The sequence below is a fragment of the Demequina aurantiaca genome (assembly GCF_000975135.1).
Lineage (GTDB): Bacteria > Actinomycetota > Actinomycetes > Actinomycetales > Demequinaceae > Demequina > Demequina aurantiaca.
Map to the genome: position 1 here is coordinate 757310 of NZ_BBRF01000001.1, position 22622 is coordinate 779931.

The 22622-nt window shown below is 63.9% G+C and carries 25 protein-coding genes and 1 tRNA gene; 10 read left to right on the plus strand and 16 right to left on the minus strand.

Annotated elements, in window-relative coordinates; genetic code table 11:
- Position 1 precedes the first annotated feature (1 nt).
- Together AOP73_RS03370 and AOP73_RS03375 are read left to right on the plus strand one after the other, a co-directional pair.
- Positions 2–238, plus strand: coding sequence for a hypothetical protein (locus AOP73_RS03370; RefSeq protein WP_061963207.1), 237 nt, complete (start codon positions 2–4; stop codon positions 236–238).
- A gap of 70 nt (positions 239–308) precedes the next feature.
- Positions 309–842: a type 1 glutamine amidotransferase domain-containing protein gene (locus tag AOP73_RS03375; RefSeq protein WP_061963208.1), complete on the plus strand. Its 534-nt coding sequence runs from the start codon at positions 309–311 to the stop codon at positions 840–842.
- Between the two features lie 28 nt (positions 843–870).
- On the opposite strand, the gene AOP73_RS03380 is transcribed toward AOP73_RS03375, so the two are convergent.
- The 7 genes from AOP73_RS03380 to AOP73_RS03410 form a co-directional block, all read right to left on the minus strand.
- A complete protein-coding gene (locus AOP73_RS03380) occupies positions 871–2121 on the minus strand; it encodes a C2 family cysteine protease (protein WP_152650518.1) in 1251 nt (416 codons plus the stop codon).
- Complete coding sequence (locus tag AOP73_RS03385; RefSeq protein WP_152650519.1) at positions 2115–2444, minus strand: hypothetical protein; 330 nt, start codon at positions 2442–2444, stop codon at positions 2115–2117. The genes AOP73_RS03380 and AOP73_RS03385 overlap by 7 nt, the downstream gene beginning before the upstream one ends.
- Positions 2441–2731: a hypothetical protein gene (locus tag AOP73_RS03390; RefSeq protein WP_061963211.1), complete on the minus strand. Its 291-nt coding sequence runs from the start codon at positions 2729–2731 to the stop codon at positions 2441–2443. Before AOP73_RS03390 ends, AOP73_RS03385 begins: the two co-directional genes overlap by 4 nt.
- Complete coding sequence (locus tag AOP73_RS03395) at positions 2728–3021, minus strand: hypothetical protein (protein WP_061963212.1); 294 nt, start codon at positions 3019–3021, stop codon at positions 2728–2730. Before AOP73_RS03395 ends, AOP73_RS03390 begins: the two co-directional genes overlap by 4 nt.
- Before the next feature lie 104 nt (positions 3022–3125).
- Positions 3126–4385, minus strand: a complete 1260-nt coding sequence (locus AOP73_RS03400; protein WP_236683488.1) for an AGE family epimerase/isomerase — start codon at positions 4383–4385, stop codon at positions 3126–3128.
- A 53-nt stretch (positions 4386–4438) separates the two neighbouring features.
- Positions 4439–5908 (minus strand): mannitol dehydrogenase family protein, encoded by a 1470-nt coding sequence (locus AOP73_RS03405; RefSeq protein WP_061963213.1) that lies wholly within the window; start codon positions 5906–5908, stop codon positions 4439–4441.
- The gene (locus tag AOP73_RS03410; RefSeq protein ID WP_236683489.1) at positions 5905–6606 is read right to left on the minus strand and encodes a nucleoside/nucleotide kinase family protein; all 702 of its coding nucleotides are present in this window, start codon (positions 6604–6606) and stop codon (positions 5905–5907) included. The genes AOP73_RS03405 and AOP73_RS03410 overlap by 4 nt, the downstream gene beginning before the upstream one ends.
- Positions 6607–6784: 178 nt before the next feature.
- On the opposite strand from AOP73_RS03410, the gene AOP73_RS03415 reads away from it, so the two are divergent.
- The gene (locus AOP73_RS03415) at positions 6785–7513 is read left to right on the plus strand and encodes an SDR family oxidoreductase (RefSeq protein WP_061963214.1); all 729 of its coding nucleotides are present in this window, start codon (positions 6785–6787) and stop codon (positions 7511–7513) included.
- 76 nt (positions 7514–7589) lie between these two features.
- Positions 7590–8576, plus strand: a complete 987-nt coding sequence (locus AOP73_RS03420) for a LacI family DNA-binding transcriptional regulator (protein WP_061963215.1) — start codon at positions 7590–7592, stop codon at positions 8574–8576.
- Positions 8577–8634: 58 nt separating this feature from the next.
- Here AOP73_RS03420 and AOP73_RS03425 read toward each other — a convergent pair whose 3' ends face one another.
- The 9 genes from AOP73_RS03425 to AOP73_RS03460 all read right to left on the minus strand — a co-directional run bounded on the left by AOP73_RS03425 (position 8635) and on the right by AOP73_RS03460 (position 16248).
- On the minus strand, positions 8635–9522 hold the full coding sequence (locus AOP73_RS03425; protein ID WP_084626523.1) for a tagatose-bisphosphate aldolase: 888 nt from the start codon (positions 9520–9522) through the stop codon (positions 8635–8637).
- Positions 9523–9575: 53 nt separating this feature from the next.
- Positions 9576–10940, minus strand: a complete 1365-nt coding sequence (locus AOP73_RS03430) for an FGGY family carbohydrate kinase (protein WP_061963216.1) — start codon at positions 10938–10940, stop codon at positions 9576–9578.
- A 117-nt stretch (positions 10941–11057) separates the two neighbouring features.
- Positions 11058–12083: an ABC transporter substrate-binding protein gene (locus tag AOP73_RS03435; protein WP_061963217.1), complete on the minus strand. Its 1026-nt coding sequence runs from the start codon at positions 12081–12083 to the stop codon at positions 11058–11060.
- Positions 12084–12085: 2 nt separating this feature from the next.
- On the minus strand, positions 12086–13195 hold the full coding sequence (locus tag AOP73_RS03440) for an ABC transporter permease (RefSeq protein ID WP_084626524.1): 1110 nt from the start codon (positions 13193–13195) through the stop codon (positions 12086–12088).
- Positions 13192–13956, minus strand: coding sequence for an ATP-binding cassette domain-containing protein (locus tag AOP73_RS03445; RefSeq protein WP_061963218.1), 765 nt, complete (start codon positions 13954–13956; stop codon positions 13192–13194). The genes AOP73_RS03440 and AOP73_RS03445 overlap by 4 nt, the downstream gene beginning before the upstream one ends.
- Before the next feature lie 68 nt (positions 13957–14024).
- Positions 14025–15194, minus strand: a complete 1170-nt coding sequence (locus tag AOP73_RS03450; protein ID WP_160295422.1) for a LacI family DNA-binding transcriptional regulator — start codon at positions 15192–15194, stop codon at positions 14025–14027.
- Positions 15195–15369: 175 nt separating this feature from the next.
- Positions 15370–15939 (minus strand): P-loop nucleotide/nucleoside kinase family protein, encoded by a 570-nt coding sequence (locus AOP73_RS03455; RefSeq protein ID WP_152650520.1) that lies wholly within the window; start codon positions 15937–15939, stop codon positions 15370–15372.
- Positions 15940–15954: 15 nt separating this feature from the next.
- The gene (locus AOP73_RS11975; RefSeq protein ID WP_160295423.1) at positions 15955–16110 is read right to left on the minus strand and encodes a hypothetical protein; all 156 of its coding nucleotides are present in this window, start codon (positions 16108–16110) and stop codon (positions 15955–15957) included.
- A gap of 54 nt (positions 16111–16164) precedes the next feature.
- A tRNA-Leu gene (locus tag AOP73_RS03460) sits at positions 16165–16248 on the minus strand.
- Positions 16249–16295: 47 nt separating this feature from the next.
- Here AOP73_RS03460 and AOP73_RS03465 point away from each other — a divergent pair.
- Genes AOP73_RS03465 through AOP73_RS03490 form a run of 6 tightly spaced genes read left to right on the plus strand, consistent with a single transcriptional unit; the run spans position 16296 to position 22558 of the window.
- On the plus strand, positions 16296–17003 hold the full coding sequence (locus AOP73_RS03465) for an FHA domain-containing protein (protein WP_061964796.1): 708 nt from the start codon (positions 16296–16298) through the stop codon (positions 17001–17003).
- 3 nt (positions 17004–17006) lie between these two features.
- Positions 17007–17525 (plus strand): FHA domain-containing protein FhaB/FipA, encoded by a 519-nt coding sequence (locus tag AOP73_RS03470; protein ID WP_061963221.1) that lies wholly within the window; start codon positions 17007–17009, stop codon positions 17523–17525.
- A gap of 1 nt (position 17526) precedes the next feature.
- Positions 17527–18732 carry a PP2C family protein-serine/threonine phosphatase gene (locus tag AOP73_RS03475; protein WP_061963222.1) on the plus strand — a complete coding sequence of 402 codons (1206 nt, stop codon included), beginning with the start codon at positions 17527–17529 and terminating at the stop codon, positions 18730–18732.
- Complete coding sequence (locus tag AOP73_RS03480; protein ID WP_061963223.1) at positions 18732–20075, plus strand: FtsW/RodA/SpoVE family cell cycle protein; 1344 nt, start codon at positions 18732–18734, stop codon at positions 20073–20075. The genes AOP73_RS03475 and AOP73_RS03480 overlap by 1 nt, the downstream gene beginning before the upstream one ends.
- Positions 20076–21548 (plus strand): peptidoglycan D,D-transpeptidase FtsI family protein, encoded by a 1473-nt coding sequence (locus AOP73_RS03485; protein WP_061963224.1) that lies wholly within the window; start codon positions 20076–20078, stop codon positions 21546–21548.
- A complete protein-coding gene (locus AOP73_RS03490) occupies positions 21548–22558 on the plus strand; it encodes a serine/threonine-protein kinase (RefSeq protein ID WP_061963225.1) in 1011 nt (336 codons plus the stop codon). Before AOP73_RS03485 ends, AOP73_RS03490 begins: the two co-directional genes overlap by 1 nt.
- The last annotated feature ends 64 nt before the right edge of the window (positions 22559–22622 follow it).

Genomic DNA, 22622 nt, shown 5'->3' on the forward strand with positions numbered 1-22622 from the left:
CATGTCGGAGTACATCGAGTGGGGCGCGCTTGCCAACATCGTCGTGGTTGGTGTGCTCTTTGGCGCGGGAGTCCCCGCGCTCTTTGCCCTGGGCGTACGAGCCACCTCCAGCCCAGCCGCGATCCGTGAGGACGGCACCGTGTCGTTGCCGCGACGCATCGTGGGTTTCGTATGCTTCTCAGTCATCGTGCTGGCCATCGTGGGAGCGATCATCTACATCGCCGCAGGCGGGCACTAAACCGGAATAGGCCGCGCCGCGAGTCCGTTGACGCTCAGGTACGCATCTGAACCAACGACGGGAGAGACTCATGTCAGCGCTCATCATTGCCACCAACTACGGTGTCGAGCAGGACGAGATCGTCAAACCACTCGATGCCCTGAAGAACGCGGGCGTGGCAGTCACCGTCGCCGCCCCCAAGCTCGACCCCATCGAGACGCTGGTGGGCGACAAGGACCCCGGCACGACCATCGAGCCCAATGCCACACTTGGTGATGTCGACGCGTCGGAGTACGACCTACTCGTGATTCCTGGAGGCACCATCAACGCCGACACCCTCCGCACGGAGGAGGCCGCCGTCGACCTCGTCAAGGCTTTTTCCGAATCTGGCAAGACTATTGCGGCAATCTGCCACGCTCCCTGGGTTCTGGCGGAGGCGGGCATCCTCAACGGCAAGTCGCTGACCTCATATCCGTCGCTCGCCACCGACCTGAGGAACGCAGGAGCCACCTGGGAGGACGTCGAGCTTCAGGAGTGCGTTGCCGAGGGATGGACATTGCTGACTTCGCGCTCCCCCAAGGACCTGGACGCGTTCAGCAACGCCGTCGTGGAGGCCGCGAACTAACTGCTCGCTAGCCCGTTGTTGCGGTCCCTCAGTCCGTGACGTTGGTCGAGGTTGCTCGCCAGAACATGTCTCCAACATCGTCGGCACTGACCCGGAACTCCCCACCACCGTCCGCCGAGTTTCCGGGACCCCACGGGTTGCGCATCCACATGTCTCCGTTGGATTCGACCCGGGTCACCGCATACGAGTGAGTGTTGACGATGTCGATCTCGCGGCTTTCGCCGTCGGGACCCGTGACGTCGATGGTGTGGTCGCCTGATCGAGGAGACGAGATCACTACCTGACCGCCATCCGCAAGCACATCCCCCAATGATTCGATCTGGCTGGTGCTCAGGCCGGCATGGTTGTCATTCTTGATCTCGTCGACCTGACGCCCGGTAATGATTTCCATGGCGTCCGCGGGGACGCCACCTTCGATGAAGTCGTAGCCGTACTCCTCCCGTATCGCGGACTCGTATAGGGCCGCGATTGAGGGTTTCTCTCCGTCTCCCCCAAAAATCCACCAGCCGCCGTCATCGGCGTCGCTCTGGCGCGCTCCGTGGTCGAAGACGTTCTCCACAAACACGTCAGTGGGAGAGCCGTTCTTGTAGATGGTGACCCAGTACCCGTCCTTGTCCTCGTCCCAGCGGACGTTGTCCTGGATAAACTCGTCGCCACCATCGGTGTCCAACAAGGACACCACGCTACTTAGCATGAAGCAGTCGCCGATGCTGCCCTGGGAGACATCGTCAGGATCAAAGGAATCGTCGTCGGTGATGTTGTCGGTGACGCGTTTGTCCGGCACGGTCTCATCGTCGTCATCACCCCAGGAGAAGGGATTCCACCAGGACCCGTCCTTGGCCACGCCTCCAGCGGCCATACGTAACTCGCTGGCGGCAATGGCGGCAGCCTGTTGGGCCCGTCCCTGTGCCCCGAACGCCGCCATACGCGTCGCGCCGATGTCCAATAGGGCTCCGACGTCGAGGGGATTGCGCCGTATGGCGTTGACGGCGCGGTCAAAGCCGATTTGGGCGTGCTCGTAGGCCCTTTGCGCCTCGTCAAGCGCGGCGGCATACCGCGAAAGGGTCCCGCCGGCGGCACGGATCCTCTCCGCGAGCGCGACGGCATCGGGAAGCGTTCGGTGAACGGCCTCCGTGTAGGCGTCGGCGGCCGCACCTCGCCACACCTCGGGTTGGGCGCCCTTGGCGGTGGACTGAGCCTCGTCGACGGCGGCAGCATGCCGAACCAGTTCTGCGGAGACCGCTTGGATCTGCTCAGGCGAGCCAGGCAGGCCTACCACAGCCGCCACCGTAGTTGAATGTCATATCCGGCACCATCGGCGTCCACGGCAAGACCGGATTCTTCAATCGCCACTACCTCGATGACGCATAGGGCGTTCACGCGCACGGTGTCACCTACGGACAGCGGGGCATCGGTGACGCCAAGTAACTCAACGGTATCCGCAGAGGCGTTCACTCCGAACTCGGAGCCACACACGCTTGCCTGCGTCCCCGCCTGCACGGTAGTTCCTACCCCCACGACACCAACGATGATCACCGCGGCGACCACGATGGCCAGGATCAAGGCGGCCACCGCTGCGAGCACCGTGCGCCTCCGACTCATGACGCGGCCTCAGGACCTTCAGTGAGCTCTATGGCCGCGGCCGTCTGGGAGCCGTCCGGGCTGACAAGGATCTCGATGACCTTGACCGAGCCGCCGCCGGGTAGCGGGGCCGACTCTCCTGCTGCGAGTTCTACCGCGGTGCGACCCTTCGCGCTGGCAATTCCGAGCCTCGCTGCGATGCCGCCGCCCTCATCTGAGGTGCGCATGGTGGAGCGGATGAAGCCAATGGTGAAGCCGTTGCCTCGACGTTGTGTCCCCTGTCGCAGGACCTCCCGGGCATCCTTCACGACAGTCGTCCTCGAAGTGCGTCCAGCTTCCCAACGGACTCGCTCTCCTGAGCTTCCATGTCAGCAACAGTCCCTTGGACTCCGGCGGCAAGATCCGTCCACTGCTTCCCAAGACTGCGCGCTTCACGGCCGAGCGCTAGCTCAAAGGCGGAAGCCGCTGCGCCCAACTCTGCGGAACCATAGGGAGCGTTGCCCAGCATGGTCGGCACAGCATCAACGAGGGCGTTCGACGCATCAGTCAGGCGCTTCCGCACGGCATCCATGTCTGCCGCATCCATCGCGATGTCCATCGTTGCCCCCGGTAGCTCCCGCCCTGCCCTAACTTCGTCGGCAGGTAACTCGCCGATCGTAGCAAAACGGACATGGGAGGTGAGTCGACACCAGTAGCAAGGACCTAGGCGTCTAGCAGGCCTTGGCGAACTGCACTTGCCAGAGTAGGCGTCAGTGGCAGTCTTGGGATGAGTGCGGCTTGGTACGCGTGATAGATGTCTGACTTGCCGTCCCATACAGTGCTCGACGGCAAGTTATCGGGTCCAAGCTCGTGGATCCACGATCCCGATCCGTCGAGGAAATAGGTTTCCGCGTGGTCCCACCACTGCGCGTAGAGGTGGGCGTAGCGAACCTCGCCCGTCGCCATCCACAACGCGGCAGCTGCACCCAGGGCCTCCGTCACGACCCAGTGCATGCGCTCACGAACCACCGGCACGCCATCGAAGTCCACGGTGTAGACAAATCCCTCGGCGCCGTCCACGGACCAACTATCGGTGACAGCCGTATCAAACAGCTCGGTGGCCCCATCGAGCAGCCACGCGACGTCGACGGTATCGGCCCCAGTGGCCAGGGCTGCCGCGCGAGCGTGCAGCGCCAACCGTGCCCACTCGAAGGCGTGTCCGCCTGTCGCTCCGAAAGGACGGAAGGGGTGGGACTTGTGGTCGGCGTTGTACTGCGGCAACGCGTCCCACGTCGCACTGAAGTGCTCAGGAATACGCCAACGGTAGTCGGCTGCGTAGCCAAAGACCCGCTTGAGGATGATCAACGCGCGCGAGCGCCACGCCGAGTCCCCCGAGGCATCGGCGACGGCGAGATACGCCTCGACCGTGTGCATGTTGGCGTTAACTCCTCGATAGTCCTCGGACTGAGTCCAAGCCTCATCCCAGCCCTCCAGCGCCATACCTTCGTCCTCTCGCCAGAATCGCTCCAGGTGCACGGTCATGGCCTCGTTCATCAGTTCAGCGGCGCCTGGGCGGCCCGCAACCGTTGCCGAAGAAGTCGCCAGCAGAACGAAGGCGTGGCTATAGGCCTGCTTGGAGCGATCCACCGGCCCCTGCGCGTCGATGCTCGTAAACCAGCCGCCGTTGATGGGATCCGCAAACCCCTCTCTCAGGCTCGCAAGACCATGGTCGACCAACGCCGCGCACCCCGGCCTGCCCTGGAGCGCGCCAAGACTAAACGCATGAATCATGCGGCACGTGACGTACAGTTCCGAATAGCCAGGTGTTTGAGTCTCTGAAACCCGGCCTTCCCCGTCAAGGTTGCCAAATCCGACATCGATTGCACTGGCGGATCCGAATCTCAACAACCCATCTGCGTGGCCCTCGAGCCAGCGAGCGTGCGAAGCGTCTCCAATCCACACGGGCGGGTTCATGTCAGGCATTGTTGGCTCCTCGATTTGTGGTTCTAGTTCAGTAGATGTGGTGGCTCGTGTCGTCATCGGCTGGCCGCCAGAAAGTCGGCCAACGCCGTTCGCACACCCTGTTCGCGAATCGCGGTCCGGTACTGCCAGTACGCCTCACGCACGTGTGGATCCCGGCCCAGTTGGCCAAAGATGGCCTCAATGTCCAACATCGCGGCTATTTCGCCGGTCTCCTCGCGCCGTGCCGCAGCGAGCAGCTCGGGCAAGCGCGCGTCGGTCACGTGCTGGCCATCGGTGGCCTGGGCATCGGCGATCCATACGCCCCATGCGGCGAGGGCGAACATCCCGTAGCGGTTCGGCGTTCCGTCAGCGCCTTCGACGAGTACCGGCACGACGAACTTGGGAATCCGATCCGACGAGCTCACCACTTGCCGCGCCAGCGTGTCACGCACCGCGGCGGAGCCAAAGCGGGCGATCAGATTCGTGCAGTACTCGTCGAGATCCACCCCAGGTACGGGTCGGAGAGTAGTGCGTGCTTCTCGCATCCACCCCTCGACGAGCGCGACTACCTGCGGGTCGCGGCACGCCTCGTCAACCCATGTCAGGCCCGCGAGTAACGCCGGATAGCTCATCACCTGGTGCGAGGCATTCAACAGGCGGAGCTTCATCAGTTCGTAGGGCTGGACGTCCTCGACCAGTTGAACGCCGGCTGACTCCCACGTCGGCCGGCCGGTGGGAAAGTCGTCCTCGAGAACCCACTGCAGGAAAGACTCCGCGCGCACCGGCCAGCGATCCTCAACACCGGTGTCCACGGCAACCGCACGACGCCCCTCGTCGGTGGTTCCCGGTGTGATCCGATCCACCATCGAACTGGGGAACGCCACGTTTTCCGCGATCCACAGAGCATGTTCGGGGTCCCTCGCCTCTGCCACCGCGAGCAGAGCCGTCCGCGCGACGCGTCCGTTGTGCTGCACGTTGTCACAGGACAACACGGTGAACGGAGCGGCACCGCTGCGCCGACGCCTCCATAGGGACTCGGCGATGAGACCGAACGCGCTCGTCGGCACCTCGGCGCCGGCCATGTCCGCCCGAGTCGCGTCGTCGACAGGAGTGAACTTGCCTGTTGCGTCATCGACTCCGTAGCCACCCTCGGTAATGGTCAGGGACACAATCCGAACGGCCGGATCGGACATCTGTTCCAGGACGGCTTGGGCGTCATCCGGCGCATGCAGATACCGGACGATGCTTCCCACAACGCGGGAGCTTTCACGCCCCTGCGGGTCGATTGTCGTCAACGTGTAGAGGCCATCCTGCGGCACGAGGGCGTCGCGAGTCGGCGCGTCGGCAGCGCGTACCCCGACTCCACAAATGCCCCACTGGGAGTCTGAGGCCAGCACGCGGTCGACAAAGAGCGCCTCATGGGAACGATGAAACGCCCCGACCCCGATGTGCACGATGCCCACGCGCACATCCGACCGGTTGTAGTCCGGCACCTGGACGTGCGGAGCAAGGTCGACAAGGGTGGCTTCACTCAGCATTGTCATCGGTCGAGGTCCTTTGGTTGGCGCTGTGACTGTTGAGCTAAGGCTGATGGGGCGTCACTTACCCGGAAAACGAGGTCAGCCCGGTCTCGCGTCGTCATCACGGTCTGGGCGTTTGGCACATCCACGGTCGCCACCCAGCTGCGGGCCGCTTCCGGACTATGGCCGTGACCGATACGGCGTCCTTCGAGCCGGCGGCGCACCTCGTCGAGGCTCACATCGACGTACCAAACCTCGTCAAGCAGGTCACGAACCGCGGGCCAGCCGTCCGTGTCGGACAACAGGTAGTTTCCTTCCGTAACCACCAGAGGGGTCGCTGCCACCACGGGTTGTGCGCTGCCAATGGATTGTTCAATCTCGCGGTCGAACCGGGGTGCGTACACCAGCTCCTCACGGTCCCGAATACGGCGGAGCAACGCGACGTAGCCGGCAACGTCAAAAGTGTCGGGCGCGCCCTTGCGTTCGCGTATCCCCAGCTCGATGAGGCGCTCATTGGCAAGGTGGAAACCATCCATAGGCACCACGACCACCTGGTCGCCCAACGCCTCAGTTAGCGCTGCAGTCAGGGTCGACTTCCCTGATCCAGGAGGACCGACAATGCCGAGCATCGTCCGACCCGGATTCTCTACGAGGGTTCGGGCGCGCGCGACGAACCCTTCGCGCGTCAGCGCAACAGCGTCATCACCGCTGAAACTTGGCACCGTTGCCTCCTTGAGTACGCCGATTTATTCGTGTCGCTGTCTGCCAGGCTACGCCCACATGACATCGGTGTCACTTACCATATGACACCGATGTCATAATTGGCTAATCTACTGAATGAGACACCGCTGTCCAGCACTTCAGTTGGCCAGTTCGCCGCCTTTGAGAACGGGAATACTCATGACTGATTTTGAACAGCGCCCCATCCTGGTGACCGGAGCGACTGGAGGCATCGGCGGCGCGATCGTGCGTCACCTCGTCGCAGCGAACGCGGACGTGATCGCCACCGGACGCACCGCCGAAAGCCTCGAGGACATCGCTGCGAGCACGGGTTGCCGCACGGTGGCGTTCGACCTCAGCTCAGAGGAAGAAATCGCCGACGCACTCGGCGACCTCGACGTGTGGGGTGTGGTGAATTGCGGCGGATTCGGCGGTGAAATTGCGACCCCCATGGAGACCGATATCGACGTTTTCGACAAGGTGATGTCCATCAACGCTCGCGGCACGCTTCTTGTCACCAAGTACACATCACGTTCAATGATCCGGTTGGGTCGCGGCGGCGCGATCGTCAACATCTCGAGTCAGGCATCGCTGGTCGCCCTGGCCAACCACATCTCTTACGGATCCTCCAAGGCCGCCGTCGACAACATCACTCGCGTGAGCGCACTTGAACTCGGAAAGTACGGCATCAGGGTCAATAGCGTGCACCCCACCGTAGTGATGACCGAGATGTCGGAGTTCTATTGGGGCCGCCCTGAGATCGGCGAGCCGTTCCTCGCTCAGATGCCTCTGGGCCGTTGGGCTACGCAGGATGAGATCGCCGCACCGGTAGTGTTTCTCCTGAGCGACGGAGCATCCATGATTTCCGGGGCGCACCTGCCGATCGATGGCGGCTTCACTGCCGTCTAGGAATCATTCGGCTGTGGCAACGGAGGAGACCGACGCGAATGATCCATTGCCGAGCGATCCGAGGAGGCGGCACCCGATGGTGAGCATGCGTGACGTTGCCCGTGAGGCGGGCGTCTCCATCAAAACGGTGTCGCGCGTGCACACCGGGGACCCCCAGGTAGCCCCTGAGACCCGCGAGCGCGTCGAGCGCGCTATCGCGGAGTTGGGCTACGTGGCCAACGGGCTAGCCTCCACGTTCCGGCAGGGACGATCACCCGTCATTGGCATCGCGGTGCCAGATATTAGCGATCCCTTCTTTGCTGCCCTGGTTCAGGGCATTGATGCGGTCGCCGCCAAGAACCAGCTCATTACCGTGGTGGCGTCGATTGCCGACGAGGAGCTCGAACAGGAACGTGTCGAGGCTCTGTTGAGTCGACGCCTGCAGGGTTTTGTGCTCGCGCCCAGCAGCGATGACCAGGCCTACTTGGCACCATGGACTGCGCAACTGCCCATCGTTTTCGTGGACCGTCAACCGGTGCACTTGAGCGTCGATTGGATTGAGTCCGATGACGAGGCTGGCGCACACCGGGCCGTCAGCCACCTGATAGGGCTGGGGCATCGGCGCGTGGCCTTCCTGGGTGACACCACCATCGTCTCCACGACCCGTGCGCGCCTCGAGGGGTACCACGCTGCGATACAAGAGGCTGGCTTGGTGATTGATCCCACGCTCGAAGTTGTGGCCGCCTCAAATTCCGTTGACACCGGTGCGGCCCTGACGGAACTGCTGTCGCGACCCGAGCCTCCGACGGCCATCTTCTCCTCCAACCCGCGCACCACCATGGCGATGGCACCCTCGCTCAGGAACCTGCGCGTAGCCATCGTGTCGTTCGGCGACTTTCCCCTCGCCGATGCTCTTCAACCAGCGATTTCCGCGATGGCCCAGAACCCTCGCAGGATTGGCGAGCTCGCCGCTCAGCGCTTGCTTGACCGCATCGACAACCCCGATGGCGAGTACCCGCGCCGCGTCGAGGTCACGACTGAGCTGATTGTTCGCGAGTCGAGTAGCGCTCCGTCAGCGAAATAGTCCGCTGCCGCCAAGTGGGGGGATACTCGACGGCAGCGGACGGTCTATTTCCGGTGCCTTAGGCGCGGTCTACTGCAGCCTGGAGTTCCCGCAGGCGCGGGACGGCGCGGGACGTCAGCAGTTCGGCACGAACATCGTGGCTCACGGACAGGCTGTCCTTCCACAACGAACGACCAGCCATGGCTCCGCTGGCGCCATTCGCCACCGCGGTACGCACCTGCCCAATGAAGGTGCTGTGGTCGACTCCTGCCGACAGCACAGCCCACGGCACTCCGTCCGCTGCCTCATTGACCGCGATGCAAGCCTCGGCCGAACCGGGGTACTGAAGCTTCAATACCTTGGCCCCGCACTCGACTGAGATGCGCGTCGCCTCGGCGATCAAGTCAGGCAGCTTGGCGGCGTACTCTTCCTCACTCTCGCCCTCCAGTCGATACGTCAGGATCTCGACGATGAGCAAGAGGCCGGCGCTCTCGCACGCAGCAACGAGATCCTTGATCTCCTGGCCCACGCGCGAATTCGCGTCCTGACGGTCTGGACGCATGTACCAGAGCATCTTCGCGACGTCGCCGCCGAGCTCGAGCACTGTCTGAGGGGTGACCCCGTCAACAAACCGCGTGAAACGCAGGCCATCGACCTCTTCGAAGCCGGAGGCATCCATACCGACCACCAGGGCGGTATCGCGCGTGAGCACACCGTTGTCGGGGATGGCAGGCAGGGCTACTTCAGGGTCGAGCAGGATCGCCGATGCCTCGTTGCCGAGGTAGCGGACCAAGTCGGCTTTTGCGTCAGCGAGTTCCTCTTGCGTGACTGCTCCGTTGGGGCCATCCGTCATCACGGCCTTCATGCCATTGCGCTGGTCGGCCGCAACGATGAGCATGTTGCCGGATGCCGTCGAGATGGCGGCCATCGCGCGCTTCTCCCGAGTGTTGAGTTCATTCCTAGCCATGGGGTATCTCCATTTAGTAGTGGGGTCAGGTCTTGGTGTGTTGCCAACTGCACTTAATGCGAGTTGGCCGCGGCGGTCTCCACTAGGGCACTCGCCGCCATCGCTGCACCAAAGGCGGTGTCCTGCGAACGCGCGGAGACCCGCACGTTGGGCAGGACCTGGGTACGGGCCTTGCGGACGCTTTCCATCGCGCTCCAGCCGCCCGAAAGCAAGGTTGACGTTGCGGGGGGAACCTCGCGGTTCATCGCTTCCAGCAGGAGTTCGATCTCGTCATTGCCGTGCAGGAGCACTGCCCGGAATACTTCAGGGGGAGTCACCCCGTCCGCAGGAATGGTGAGGGCGAGTACACCATCGTCGTTGCGGGCGCCCTTCACCATCACCGAGCCTGCAGGCAGGTAGCCGCCCGGCGGCAGCGAACAGACTTGGCGATCAAGCTCGTCCCTGCCGTGCGCGTCGCTAATGCCGAAGAGTTGGAGGCTGCGGCGCATCAGCAAGCCGGTCTTGACTCCCGCGACGAGCACAAACTGACCGTCCACGACGTGCCGGACACAGTTGATGAGGTACTTCGCCAGTCGTTCGCGAGCTTCGCGCGATGGCGGGTCGTCGAGTACCCGCAGAATGACCTCAGCGGTACCCATCGAGACTTGATATTGCGATCCGGGGATAGTTCCACCGGACACCGCGGCGACAAGGTGGTCGTGACCAGCGACGGTCACGACCGCGCCACGAATGGCGGCGGGGAGCCAGTCCCGGTCCGCTCGGCCGAGGCTCGCCCCCGCAGCAACGAGGGGTGGGACAAACGACTCTGCGACCCCCAGGTAGGCGAGCATCTCCGGCCAGGCGCGGCCCGTGTCCTGATCGAGCAGCCCGGTGCGCGACGCGAGGGACATTTCCGATGCGGGCTGGGCGCCCAACGCGGAGGCGACGAACTCTGGGAGATTGAGCCAGCGAAGGTTCGCAATGTCAAGTCCGCGATCGCGCAGGAAGAGCATCTTCGCCACGGACACCTGGGCGCCAAGCGGCAAGCCCGTACGTCCCGCGAAGTCTTTCTGCAAGTCGTGTGGCATTGCGTCGACCTGCTGCGTGCCGCGGGGGTCAAACCAGGCAAATGCCGGCGCGACCGCTCTGGCAGCATCGTCTACCAGGTATCCCGTCTCGCCCATGCCTGAGACGGCAATGGCGGCGATGCGAGCCTCCGGGTCTTGTGCGTGCTTGACCACAGCATCGGCCGCCGTCTCGAGGAGTGAACCCACGGCGGCCATCAATGCCGCCGACTCAAGCTCGGTGGTGCCGCCTGGTCCGGTGACCCAGGGTGTGGGCAGCTGCTCCACTAGCACCTCGGTGCCCGCGTGATCAAGGACAAGAATTTTTACGCCGGTACTACCCAAATCGAGGCCGGCTACGAACTGTGCGGGCATGGTGCTCCCTTCTCAGGTGTGTGGGGTTGGTTGAGCGAGGCGCGAGGTCAGGGCTCGCCGCCCGGGGGTGGTCCTCCCGGCGCATTGCCAGGAGGACCACCGTGGTGCGTGTGTGAACTAGCAGGTGGACGCGTAGAGCGCCGCCTGGCCTTCGTCGGTTCCGAGAGTTTCCTTGGTGATGATCGAGAATCCGGTCTGGATCTTTGCCTCGGTCGGCTCGCCCTTGAGCGCAGCGACTGCCTGCTCGACGCCCTGGTAGCCGATCTGGTAGGGCTGCTGAGCGATCAGGGCCTGGACGGTACCGTCCTCAAGTGCCTCAACCTGTGCGGGGCCGGCGTCAAAGCCAACAACCTGTACCTCACCGGCAACGCCAGCTTGCTCGATGCCGGTGGCGGCACCTTCCGCGCTGAAGATGTTGGTAGCGAAGATCGCCTTGAGGTCGGGGTAACGCTGGAGCGTCGAGGTGACGATCTCAGCGGCCTTTGCTGGCTCGTTCTTGGCGTACTGCACACCCACGTACTCGAACGAATCGTCTGCATTGACAGCCTCCTCGAAGCCCTGGACGCGGGCGTCCGAGGTCGAGATTCCAGGCTGGTTGTCGATGACGAGCACCTGGCCGCCGTCCGGCACCATTTCCTTGATGGCTTCGAACGCTGCCGCACCGCCACCCACGTTGTCCGAGGCAATCTCTGAGACGGCAAAGGACGGGTCCTCGACGGTGGTGTCGACCAGGACGATTTCGCTTCCTTCAGCTGCCTCCTCGAGCGGACGCTGCAAAGCAGAGATGTCGTTCGGTGCGATCAGGATCGCGTCGGGGTTGGTCGCCATGACCGAGGTCACGATGGGCTGCTGCAGAGCAGGATCCCACTTCTGGCCACCCTGGACGCTGACGTCAATGCCGCCAAGGTCCTCGGCTGCGGCGCGCACGCCACATTCCATGGAGATGTAGAAGTTGTCGCCGATGACGCCCTGGATGAAGGCGACACTCAGGTCCTCGGTTGACGATCCAGCCTCGGCGCTGGAGCTACTCGCGGCGGAGTCGGTGGACTCTGCATCAGTCTCGCTCGACGTTGAGCAAGCAGCTAGTGTGAACGCCATGGCGGCAGCCACGGAGGCTACCTTGATGGTGGTGTTGTGACGCATTTCTAACTTTCCCTTCGGTTGGTGTTGCGATTGCGGTGAAAAATTCTTGAATAGAGAGAGGTCTTGGTTGTGCCTCGTGAGTTCGCGGCTCTTCGTGTCTGGTCGACGTAGACGGCGCCAACGAGGAACGCCCCGACGACGACCTGCTGCCAGTAGGGCTCGACGCCCAAGATGACGAAGCCATTTCGCAGGGTTGCGGGGATGAAGAGTCCGACCAACGTGCCGAACACGGTGCCGATGCCACCGAAGAGGCTCGTTCCACCAATGACCACACCGGCGATGACGTCGAGGTTGGTGAGGCTGTGACCAGCGATCGTGGTGGAGCGGAAGAACGACAGGTTCAGCACTCCCGCAAGACCTGCCAGGAGTCCCGCGAAGGCGTAGACCTTAATGAGTTGGCGGTCGACGTTGATGCCTACGCGTCGGCACGCCTCGGCGTTCGAGCCGACGGCAGAGGTCCGCAAGCCAAAGCGGGTGTGGTTCAGCAGGACGATGCCGATGATCACCACGGTGGTGGCGATGATGACGAGGCTGGGAACCCCGAACAGGCTTCCAAAGCCGACCGTATCGACCAGGACATCCGGAGACGCCCGCAGGTCGATTCCGCCCGTGAGCACCTGCGACAAACCCAGGGCGGCACCGAACGTACCAAGCGTCACGATCATTGGTGGCACTTTGGCCTTGGCGACAAGGAATCCGTTCAGTAGCCCCCAAGCAAGACCCGAGGCCAGGGCCGCGACGATGCCCAGGATGGCGACACCCCACCCTTGTCCCGTACCCACGTTCTCCATCACCATGGACGCGACCACGCCGCTGAAGACGAGTACTGAACCCATGGAGAGGTCGATGCCGCCGGTGACGATGATGAATGTGGTGCCCACGCCCAGGATCGCGAGGATTGAAACGCTGATCGCGATATTGCGGAAGTTGGAGACAGACAGGAAGGCATCCGGGCTGAGCACCGAGAAGATCACCACGATCGCCAACCAGACCAACACGATCTGCATGGCCTGCGACTTGATGGCGTCACCGAGGCGGGAGGTGAACGGCTGTCGGATCACGCTGTCTTCGGTGTCGCGGAGCTTGACTGCGTCTTCAGTTTCGAGGCTCATGCCGCTTCCTTTCCATCGAGGGCGCCGGTCATGGCCCCCACGAGCTCCTCGACGTTCGTGTGCTTGGCTTCCATGACGGCTACGCGCTTGCCATGCCGTAGGACGTGCACACGGTCCGCCACGTCGAGCACGTGTGGCATGGAGTGGCTGATGAGCACGACGGCGATGCCCTTGTCGCGAATTCGTCGGATCAAGTCCATGACTCCCTTGGTCTGAACTACGCCGAGCGCGGCCGTGGGCTCGTCGAGGAAAATCACTTCGCTGGCCCATGCTGCGGCACGTGCCACGGCGATGGCCTGACGCTGTCCCCCGGACATGCCGCCGACCGGTCCGGAGAAGTTGCGCACCGTCGCGCCAAGTTCGGAGAACGCTCGCTTGCCCTCGTTCTTCATGGCAGAGCGCTGCATGAATCCCAGTGCGCCCATGACGCCGGGCTTCATCAGCTCGCGACCCAGATACATGTTCTGGATGGGGTCGAGGTGGTTCGCCAGGGCAAGGTCCTGAAACACCGTTTCAATGCCACGGCTTCGAGCATCAGTTGGAGTCTCAAGTTGAATGGGCTCGCCGTTGAATAGGATCTGCCCTCCATTGGGCTGCTCAGCGCCCGACAGGATGCGCACCAGCGTGGACTTGCCCGCACCGTTGTCACCGATGAGCGCCGAAATCTCGCCCGGATACACATCGAAGTTGGCGCCCTCTAGCGCACGCACCGATCCGTACGAGCGTGAAATGTCTCGCGCTTCATAAATTGGTGTTGTCATCGTTGACCCCTTCCTGAGGTTCTTTCCGCACTGGTCATTTCCACTCCCTTGTCGATTCGCCAGATGTTCTAGGTCGCGCCTGCGGGTATCGCGGCGCTTGGGTTTTGAGTTGTAGGACGGGGCGGCAACTCGCCGGAACCGCGCACGATTAAGCCGGCCGGAACCACGATTGGCTCCGTGGAGACGTCGATCGCTCCCGGCTCGAGTCGGGCCAACAGCGTCTCCGCTGCTATCTGACCCAGTCGGTGAGGCGAGTGGTCGATTGCTGTGATGGCGGGCGTGAGGCTCTCCGCCATCGGGAAGTCTCCGAAGGCGAGAAACGCCGTGTCAGTGCGCCCCACCAGGTGCAGGGCGGGCACGACGCCGAGCGATAGCCGGGTGTTGGTGGCAATCAGAGCAGTAGGGGGGTGCTCGAGCGCAAACAGTTGGTCAATGGCGTCCCTCACGTAACTCTCGTCCAGGCAGTCGTCGCGCACCAGGTCGGGATCAAAGGTGATTCCGCCGTCCGCCATGGCCTGCCGGAATCCCGCGTGGCGGTCTCGAGTCGTGGGAACAGACTGCGAATCACTCACAATTGCGATGCGTCGATGCCCGTGGCTCGTGAGGTGCTGCCCTGCAATGCGCGCAAGTCCAAAGTCGTCCGAGACCACCGACTGCGAGCCAGGAAACTCGCCGACCCGATCGACGAACACCACAGGCAGGTCTCCTAGGCGCAAGCCCTCAAGACTGTTTTCGGAGCCCGGCATCACGATCACCCCAGCGCAACGACGCTGCTGAAAGTCCTGGACGATGGCTCGCTCGCGGCTCACGTCGCGGTGGCTGGAGGTGATGAGTACCTGGTAGCCAGCGTCAGATAGGCGGGATTCGATGCTGGCGACCAGCGACGCGACGAATACGTCCCCGATCCCCTCAACGACCACACCTACACTGCGATCTCGTCCGGCGCGTAGCGAACGGGCGGCCGGGTCGGGGCGGTAGTCAAGTTCCCGCATGGCCTCGAGCACCTTGGCACGCGTGGCCGGGGCGACACTCGGGTCGTTGTTGAGCACCCGTGAGGCGGTCTTGATCGAGACCTCAGCCATCATGGCCACGTCTCGGAGAATGGGTTCCTTGTGACTCTTCACGATGCCGACCCCGGCTTGACTTCCGTGAGGACGAGGACGAGTGCGGATGCCGACTGCGAGCCAGTTGCGAGCATTTCCATCACCCTCCTCATCGAGGCATGTCATCGTTGTCATTGGAACAGCGATTCCCATCATGGGGCGGTATGACACCGATGTCAAGCGGTAGTTGACATCGGTGTCATCTTTGTTGCAAAGACGTGACATTTGGGGGCAATCGGGCGGCCGCGCCTAGGCGTGTGCCATGGCGAGCGTGAGCAATCAGCGGGATCTGCGCCGTGCGGGAAGCGAACTACCTGGTAGATCGGGTGAGTGCCGCAGCGATGCTGGTCACCTGGTCCTGCGGATTGTCGGCACCGTCGACCTCAATGTGCCGCACGCTAGGCGGATTGAGGTCAACCGACGCAAGGTAACCGTCAGGGTCGGCAACCTTGTCCGCGTCGCGCGTCGCACCGCGCGCGACCAAGCGTTCGATGAGGAGCCCGGGCTCCAGCCGGATCCACACCAGGTGAACCTGCCCGCCGGCATCGCCCAGCCGCGATTCCAGCCGCTCCCAGGCCTCGGCATCGGCGCGCTCTGCCGTGAAGGGTGCAATCAGAATGACGGAGACTCCCCCGCGGAGACAGTCCGACGCGACCTGTAACAGGCATTCGTAGCGTGCGTCTCGAGTAAGTGTTGCGACGCGTGGGTCCGCGTAGTCCGACGTCCCCATGGATTTCATGATCACGTCGACCAGCGGGTTCGTCATCGAATCCTGGTCCAGGACCGCGGCACCAATCTCGCGTCCGAGCGCCACCGCGGTAGTTGATTTTCCCGAGGCTGGGGCACCAGTCATCACTATCGCTAAGGGGTTGTCACTCACTCTCGTACCTTAGCGTCACGGTTCCCAGGACCCAGCCCCGAGCTGGCTCATGGCGCTCGTGCCCTCCTCCGTGGAGCGCGAGTCCGTGAGCATTCGAGCGCCGAACAGCGCCAGCCGATGCGGCAGTAGCCCGATCGCTCCGGTCACCGCGAGCGAAACTCGCCCAGGCATCGGCCGCATCAAACGCAAGAAAGCCCCGGTCCGAAGACCGGGGCTTTCTGTCTGTGCGCGAGGGGGGAGTTGAACCCCCACGTCCTTTCGGACACACGGACCTGAACCGTGCGCGTCTGCCTATTCCGCCACTCGCGCGCGCCGGGAAACTCTAACACGAATTGGTACCCATATACGATGTGACCATGGGAGTACTAGACCGATTCGAGAAGGGCGTCGAGAACGCTGTTCAAACGGCGTTTGCGAAATCGTTCAAGTCCGGTGTCAAGCCAGTTGAACTCGCCGCAGCGCTCAAGCGCGAGGCCGATGCTCGCGCGGCTGTCGTCGACCGCAGCAGGACGGTGACTCCCAACGAGTACTCCATCTCACTGTCGGCCACGGACTACGAGACCGTGACCGGCTGGGGCGAGGACGCGATGCAGCACGAGCTCGAGGAGGCGCTGCAGGTCCACGCGGAGCGCCAACGCTACAGCTTTGTGGGATCGGTGGACGTCGAGTTCACCAAGGACGACTCCCTCGCGACCGGCCGTTACGCAGTGGCATCTCGCACTACCCGCGGCCCGGTTGCCCCGGCGACGAGCCGCGATTCGCAGTCACGCTTCCCGCTGCTCGACGTGGATGGCATGCGCTACAACCTCACCGGCGAGAACACCACGGTGGGCCGCGGCTCCGAGTCGGACATCGTGGTGGACGATTCTGGCGTCTCCCGGCAACACATTCGGTTCGAAGTGACGCCCCATGGCACCATCCTCACGGATCTGGGCTCAACAAACGGTACCTTCGTGGAAGACCAACGAATCAACGAGGTGACGTTGCTAGACGGCAACGCCATCACAATCGGACGAACCACCATCATGTACTGGGATGGGATTGCTGCGGACGGAGAAGACTAGGCGATGAGCCAAATCTCGATCACGCTCCTGCGACTGGGGTTTCTGATCCTTCTTTGGGCTCTCGTATTGTCGGCAATTGGCGTACTTCGCTCGGACCTCTACGGCACGCGGGTGACGTCTCGCGGCAAGGGCATGAATCGGCGCAAGACCGACGCTCGGGCGGACAAGATGGCCACGCCCTCGCGCGCGGCGACGGGAGTGCGCACCGGTGGCATGTCTCCGCGGGAGTCCACCGCCGCCCATCTGGCCGTGACGGCTGGCCCGCTGAAGGGCACCACGATCCCGCTCGGTAGCGCTCCTGTCATGATCGGCAGGGCCGCCACGTGCACCGTGGTGATCGAGGACGACTACTGCTCGTCGCGACACTGCCGCGTCTACCCGGACGGTGGCCAGTGGATGGTCGAGGACCTCGGTTCCACCAATGGCACGTTCCTGTCCAACCAGCGCGTCGACGACCCGGTGCCGTTCCACGTGGGGGACAAGCTCTCACTCGGCGCCACCGCGATCGAACTGAGGTCGTGACGTGTTCTTAGGGATCAACTTTGCCGCGCGCTCTGACGTCGGTCTTGTGCGGGCAAATAACCAGGACTCCGGATTTGCGGGCCCCCACCTCCTCCTGGTCGCGGACGGCATGGGCGGCGCCGCCGGAGGAGACATCGCATCGTCCATTGTCATTGGTCGACTCGCGGAACTCGACGGTGAGTCCTTAGGCCCCGATGAGGCCCTCGACGAACTCAAGGAAGCCATCGCCGACGCTCACGCGGAGATCGTGCAGCGCGCGAAGAACGACCCCGAACTCTCTGGCCTCGGCACCACGGTGACGGCGCTCCTACGCTCCGGATCCTCGCTCGCGATGGCGCACATCGGCGACTCGCGGGCGTATCTCCTGCGCAATGGCGACTTCGACCAGGTCACGACGGACCACAGTTTTGTTCAGCACCTCGTGGACACCGGTCGCCTCTCCGTGGCTGATGCCGAGAACCACCCCAAGCGGTCGATGCTGTTGCGAGTTCTGGGCGACATCGACGCCGACGTGCCCGTGGATATCTCGGTGCGCGAGACCCGCCCGGGCGACCGCTGGATGCTGTGCTCGGACGGACTATCGGGCGTCGTCAGTCGGGACACGATTCACCGGACGATGCTCGAGGTTGAGCACCCCGCCGACTGCGCCGATGCGCTGGTTTCGCTGGCGATCGCCGCGGGGGCCCCCGACAACGTCACCTGCATTATTGGCGACATCGTGGACATCGACGCATCACCCGATGGCGTGGGCCCGGCCACCGCATCACAGATTGTCGGCTCCGCCGCACGCGATCGCCACCGGCCTTCGCAGGGCGGGCACGGCGCGGCGGGCAAGGCCGCGAAGCTCTCCGCTCACGCGGATCCCGACGACGACGAGGAGCCGTCCCGGTGGGCCTCCACCTGGCCCAAGATTCGCCCCTGGCTGTTGCCCGTGATCGCTCTGCTGGCCGTCATTGCCGCCGCATGGGGCGGATACGCGTGGACCCAGACGCAGTACTACATTGGCGACCATAACGGACAAGTGTCCATCTACCAGGGCATACCTGGCGAGATCGGGCCGATGAATCTGCACAATCTGGTGACCGAGACCACTGTCTCGCTCGACAGCCTCGCGCCCTTCGAACGTGACCGCATCATTGAGACCATCCGCGTTGATTCCGTCTCCGACGCCTACGAGGTCGTCGGCACTCTCGAGGAAACCAACTAGTGGCTACTGTCGCCGAGATCCGCGTCCACCGAGGACGCAGGTCAGAGGTTGCCCTGCTCGCTATCGCGGTGTTGATCGCCGTGCTGGCGCGGGCCCTGGTCGACTACCACGCCGACGTTCTCGAGCTCCGGGACCTGGGGATCTACGCGCTCACCGCGGTCGGCCTGGCCACCACGGCGCACCTGGTGCTACGCCGCTATGCGCCGTCCGCTGACACCGTTCTCCTCCCCGCCGTCTTTGCCCTCAACGGCATCGGCATCGCGATGATCCGCCGCATCGACTTTGCCTACGCCGAGCGCGGGCGCGACACCACCTTCGGCAACGTGCAGATTGGTTGGGCGATCCTGGGCATCGCGCTCATGATCGGCGTCATCCTGCTGGTGCGCGACCACCGTGTGCTGCGCCGCTATACGTACACCGCCGGACTGGTCGGCCTCATCGGCTTGATGCTGCCGCTGTTCCCCGTCATCGGCACCGAAATCAATGGCGCCCGTATCTGGATTCACCTCTTTGGCCGCTCTCTCCAGCCCGCCGAGTTTGCCAAGATCGCACTCGTCATCTTCTTTGCTGGCTACCTGGTCACCAACCGCGACACGCTCGCGCTGGCCGGGCCAAAGTTCCTCGGCATGCGATTCCCGCGACCGCGCGACATGGGTCCGTTGGTCCTGGTGTGGCTGGCATCGATGCTGGTACAGGTGTACGAGCGCGACCTGGGCACGTCACTGCTGTTCTTCGGGGTCTTCCTAGCCATGCTCTACGTCGCGACCGAGCGGCTGAGTTGGGTCATCGTGGGACTCGGGATGTTCGTCGCGGGCGCCGCCTTTGCCGGCACGGTCTTCGCGCACGTCCATTCGCGGTACGAGGCCTGGCTACACGCACTAGACCCAGCGGTCTACGCATCGGGCGCCTCCGAGCAACTGGTGAGAGGGCTGTTCGGCATGGCCTCCGGCGGACTGCTCGGGACCGGCCTAGGCGAGGGCCGCCCCGACCTGGTGCCCTACGCAGAGTCCGACTTCATCATTTCCTCACTAGGGGAAGAACTGGGACTCACCGGCGTCATGGCGATCCTGACGCTGTACGTGATCATTGTGCAGCGCGCAATGCGCACCGCGATCGGCGTCCGCGACGGCTTCGGCAAGCTCCTCGCAGTCGGCCTGGGATTCTCCCTGGCCCTTCAAGTCTTCATCGTCGTGGGCGGCGTCACGCGCGTGATCCCCCTGACCGGACTCACCACGCCGTTCCTCGCGTACGGAGGTTCGTCGATGCTCGCGAACTGGATAGTGGTGGGCCTCATCCTGCGCATATCCGACCAGGCCCGCCGACCATCGCAGGAGGTGTCGTAGATGAACGAACCAGTCCGGCGCCTCAGCGTCGTCATCCTCGTCATGTTCCTGGTGCTCATGGCGGGTGCGTCGTACATTCAGGTGATCTCCGCGAACGACCTCAATGCCGACGGCCGCAACGTCCGCACCCTGTACCGCGAGTTCGGCTCCTTCCGCGGTCCGTTCGTGGTGGACGGCGAGACAGTCGTGAAGTCGGTGCCGGTCGACGACCCCTTCAACTACCAGCGCACCTACGCGGACGGGCCGCTCTACGCGGCGGCCACCGGGTACTACTCGATTGTTTACGGTCGCTCGGGACTGGAGCAGACGGAGAACACGCTGCTCAACGGCTCCGACGATGCCCTGTTCTGGAACCGCCTGGGTGACCTGTTCGCGGGACGCGAGCAGGAGGGTGCCTCGGTCTCCATCACGCTGGACTCCACGCTGCAGCAGGTCGCCACCGAGCAATTGGGCGACCAGCGCGGCGCCGTCGTTGCCATCGACCCCACCACCGGCGCGATCCTCGCCATGGTCACCTCGCCCACGTATGACCCGGCTGAGCTCGCCGGGCACAACACCGAGCAGGTCAACGAGAACTACCAGAAGCTACTCAACGACCCGACCGGCCCCCTCGTCAACCGTGCGATCGCCGGCGACACCTACCCCCCGGGCTCGGTCTTCAAACTGGTCGTGTCCGCCGCGGCGCTCGAGTCGGGCTACAAGCCCGACACCGAGGTCTACGCGCCGCAGGAGTTGGACCTGCCGGGAACATCGGCGACCATGACCAACTATGGCGGCGAGAAGTGCACCTCGGGCGACACGATGACCCTGGCAGACGCCCTGCGCGTCTCGTGCAACACGGCGTACGCCAACCTCGGCATGTCGCTGGGTTGGGGTGTCATCGAGCGTAAGGCCAAGGAGTTCGGCTGGACCGACCAGATCGACATTCCGCTGCGCGCCGCCGCGTCCAACCTGCCCGTGGACCCCGATGAGGCGCAGACCGCCATGGCGTCCATTGGTCAGTACGACGACCGCGCCACTCCGCTGCAGATGGCGATGGTCTCCGCGGCGATCGCCAATCAGGGCACCCTGATGAACCCGTACCTTGTGGACACGGTGCGCGCACCCGACCTCAGCGTCATCCAGAAAACCGAACCCACCGAGTACGGTCAGCCGATGACGCGGTCCGACGCCTCCAAGCTCAGGGACATGATGGTCGGGGTCGTCGACAATGGCACCGGCACCCGCGCCCAGATTCCTGGCGTCGAGGTGGCTGGCAAGACCGGAACCGCCGAGACGGGCACCGACGCGCCGCCGCACACGTGGTTCGTGGGCTTCGCCCCGGCGGACAAGCCCACCATCGCGATTGCGGTACTCGTGGAGAACGGCGGCGATCTGGGCGCGGCGGGCAAGGACCCGACAGGCGGCGTGGTCGCGGCCCCCATCGCCAAGGCCGTCATGCAGGCCAAGCTCGCCGAGGACGGTGACCTCTGATGGGTGCACTACAGCCCGGCACGACCCTGGGCGGACGCTACGTCCTCCGCTCGCTCCTCGCGGTGGGGGGCATGGGCGAGGTCTGGCGCGGTGCCGACAGCGAGCTGGACCGCGAGGTAGCCGTCAAGGTCCTCAAGGACGGCGCCGCCAAGAACGACACCTTCCTGAAGCGGTTCCGCAACGAGGCCAAGAACGCCGCGGGTCTGCGCCACCCCAACATCGCCCAGGTCTACGACTACGGCGAACTGGACGGCACACCGTATCTCGTCATGGAACTGGTCGAGGGCGAGCCACTGTCCACCATCCTCGAGCGCGAGCGCACGCTGAGCGAACGCCGCCTCGTCACCGTCCTACGTCACACGTGCAACGGGCTGCAGGCTGCCCACGATGCGGGAGTCATGCACCGCGACATCAAGCCTGGAAATCTGCTGGTTCAGGAGTACGACATGGTCAAGGTCACTGACTTTGGAGTGTCGCGTGGAATGGACCAGACCACGCTGACGGCGACCGGCATGGTGATGGGCACCGCCCAGTACCTCGCGCCCGAGCTCGCGCTCGGCAAGGCGGCCACCGCGGCGTCGGATCTGTATGCCGTGGGCATCATCGCCTACGAGTCAGTCGTGGGGCGCCGACCATTCACGGCCGCGAGCGCGGTGGACATCGCGATCGCGCAGGTGAACGAGGACGTCCCGCGCCTGCCCACCACGGTGAGCCCCGCGATGGCCAAGGTCATTTACAACCTCCTCGAGAAGAATCCGCGCAAGCGCATCAAGACGGCGGCCGAACTGGAGCGCCACCTGGCCTCCTTCACGTTTGAGGAGCCGTCGTTGGACCCGCTCGAGCTTGATCCCGCCGGGTCCGTGCCCGATGCCGCGGCGGGTTCCGCGGATGACTCACCGTCAACCGTGGCCCCGTCCGAACAACGGCCCGCACCGGCCCGCGCCATGCCTCCGAGCATTGCCCCCAAGAGTTACCGTCCGCACCCCGAACGGCCCCCGGGGCCGCGATGACCCTCAACAATGCGACAATGTTCGCGAATACTCGAACCCTTAAGCCAGGGATGTAAGGAAGACA

Bases quoted from the DNA above. Each gene is read 5' to 3' on its own strand.
- AOP73_RS03370 (WP_061963207.1), top strand. From the start codon at position 2: ATGTCGGAGTACATCGAGTGGGGCGCGCTTGCCAACATCGTCGTGGTT.
- AOP73_RS03375 (WP_061963208.1), top strand. From the start codon at position 309: ATGTCAGCGCTCATCATTGCCACCAACTACGGTGTCGAGCAGGACGAG.
- AOP73_RS03385 (WP_152650519.1), bottom strand. From the start codon at position 2,444: ATGAGTCGGAGGCGCACGGTGCTCGCAGCGGTGGCCGCCTTGATCCTG.
- AOP73_RS03395 (WP_061963212.1), bottom strand. From the start codon at position 3,021: ATGGACATCGCGATGGATGCGGCAGACATGGATGCCGTGCGGAAGCGC.
- AOP73_RS03400 (WP_236683488.1), bottom strand. From the start codon at position 4,385: ATGCCTGACATGAACCCGCCCGTGTGGATTGGAGACGCTTCGCACGCT.
- AOP73_RS03405 (WP_061963213.1), bottom strand. From the start codon at position 5,908: ATGACAATGCTGAGTGAAGCCACCCTTGTCGACCTTGCTCCGCACGTC.
- AOP73_RS03415 (WP_061963214.1), top strand. From the start codon at position 6,785: ATGACTGATTTTGAACAGCGCCCCATCCTGGTGACCGGAGCGACTGGA.
- AOP73_RS03420 (WP_061963215.1), top strand. From the start codon at position 7,590: ATGGTGAGCATGCGTGACGTTGCCCGTGAGGCGGGCGTCTCCATCAAA.
- AOP73_RS03425 (WP_084626523.1), bottom strand. From the start codon at position 9,522: ATGGCTAGGAATGAACTCAACACTCGGGAGAAGCGCGCGATGGCCGCC.
- AOP73_RS03430 (WP_061963216.1), bottom strand. From the start codon at position 10,940: ATGCCCGCACAGTTCGTAGCCGGCCTCGATTTGGGTAGTACCGGCGTA.
- AOP73_RS03435 (WP_061963217.1), bottom strand. From the start codon at position 12,083: ATGCGTCACAACACCACCATCAAGGTAGCCTCCGTGGCTGCCGCCATG.
- AOP73_RS03440 (WP_084626524.1), bottom strand. From the start codon at position 13,195: ATGAGCCTCGAAACTGAAGACGCAGTCAAGCTCCGCGACACCGAAGAC.
- AOP73_RS03445 (WP_061963218.1), bottom strand. From the start codon at position 13,956: ATGACAACACCAATTTATGAAGCGCGAGACATTTCACGCTCGTACGGA.
- AOP73_RS03450 (WP_160295422.1), bottom strand. From the start codon at position 15,194: ATGACAACGATGACATGCCTCGATGAGGAGGGTGATGGAAATGCTCGC.
- AOP73_RS11975 (WP_160295423.1), bottom strand. From the start codon at position 16,110: ATGCCTGGGCGAGTTTCGCTCGCGGTGACCGGAGCGATCGGGCTACTG.
- AOP73_RS03465 (WP_061964796.1), top strand. From the start codon at position 16,296: ATGGGAGTACTAGACCGATTCGAGAAGGGCGTCGAGAACGCTGTTCAA.
- AOP73_RS03470 (WP_061963221.1), top strand. From the start codon at position 17,007: ATGAGCCAAATCTCGATCACGCTCCTGCGACTGGGGTTTCTGATCCTT.
- AOP73_RS03485 (WP_061963224.1), top strand. From the start codon at position 20,076: ATGAACGAACCAGTCCGGCGCCTCAGCGTCGTCATCCTCGTCATGTTC.
- AOP73_RS03490 (WP_061963225.1), top strand. From the start codon at position 21,548: ATGGGTGCACTACAGCCCGGCACGACCCTGGGCGGACGCTACGTCCTC.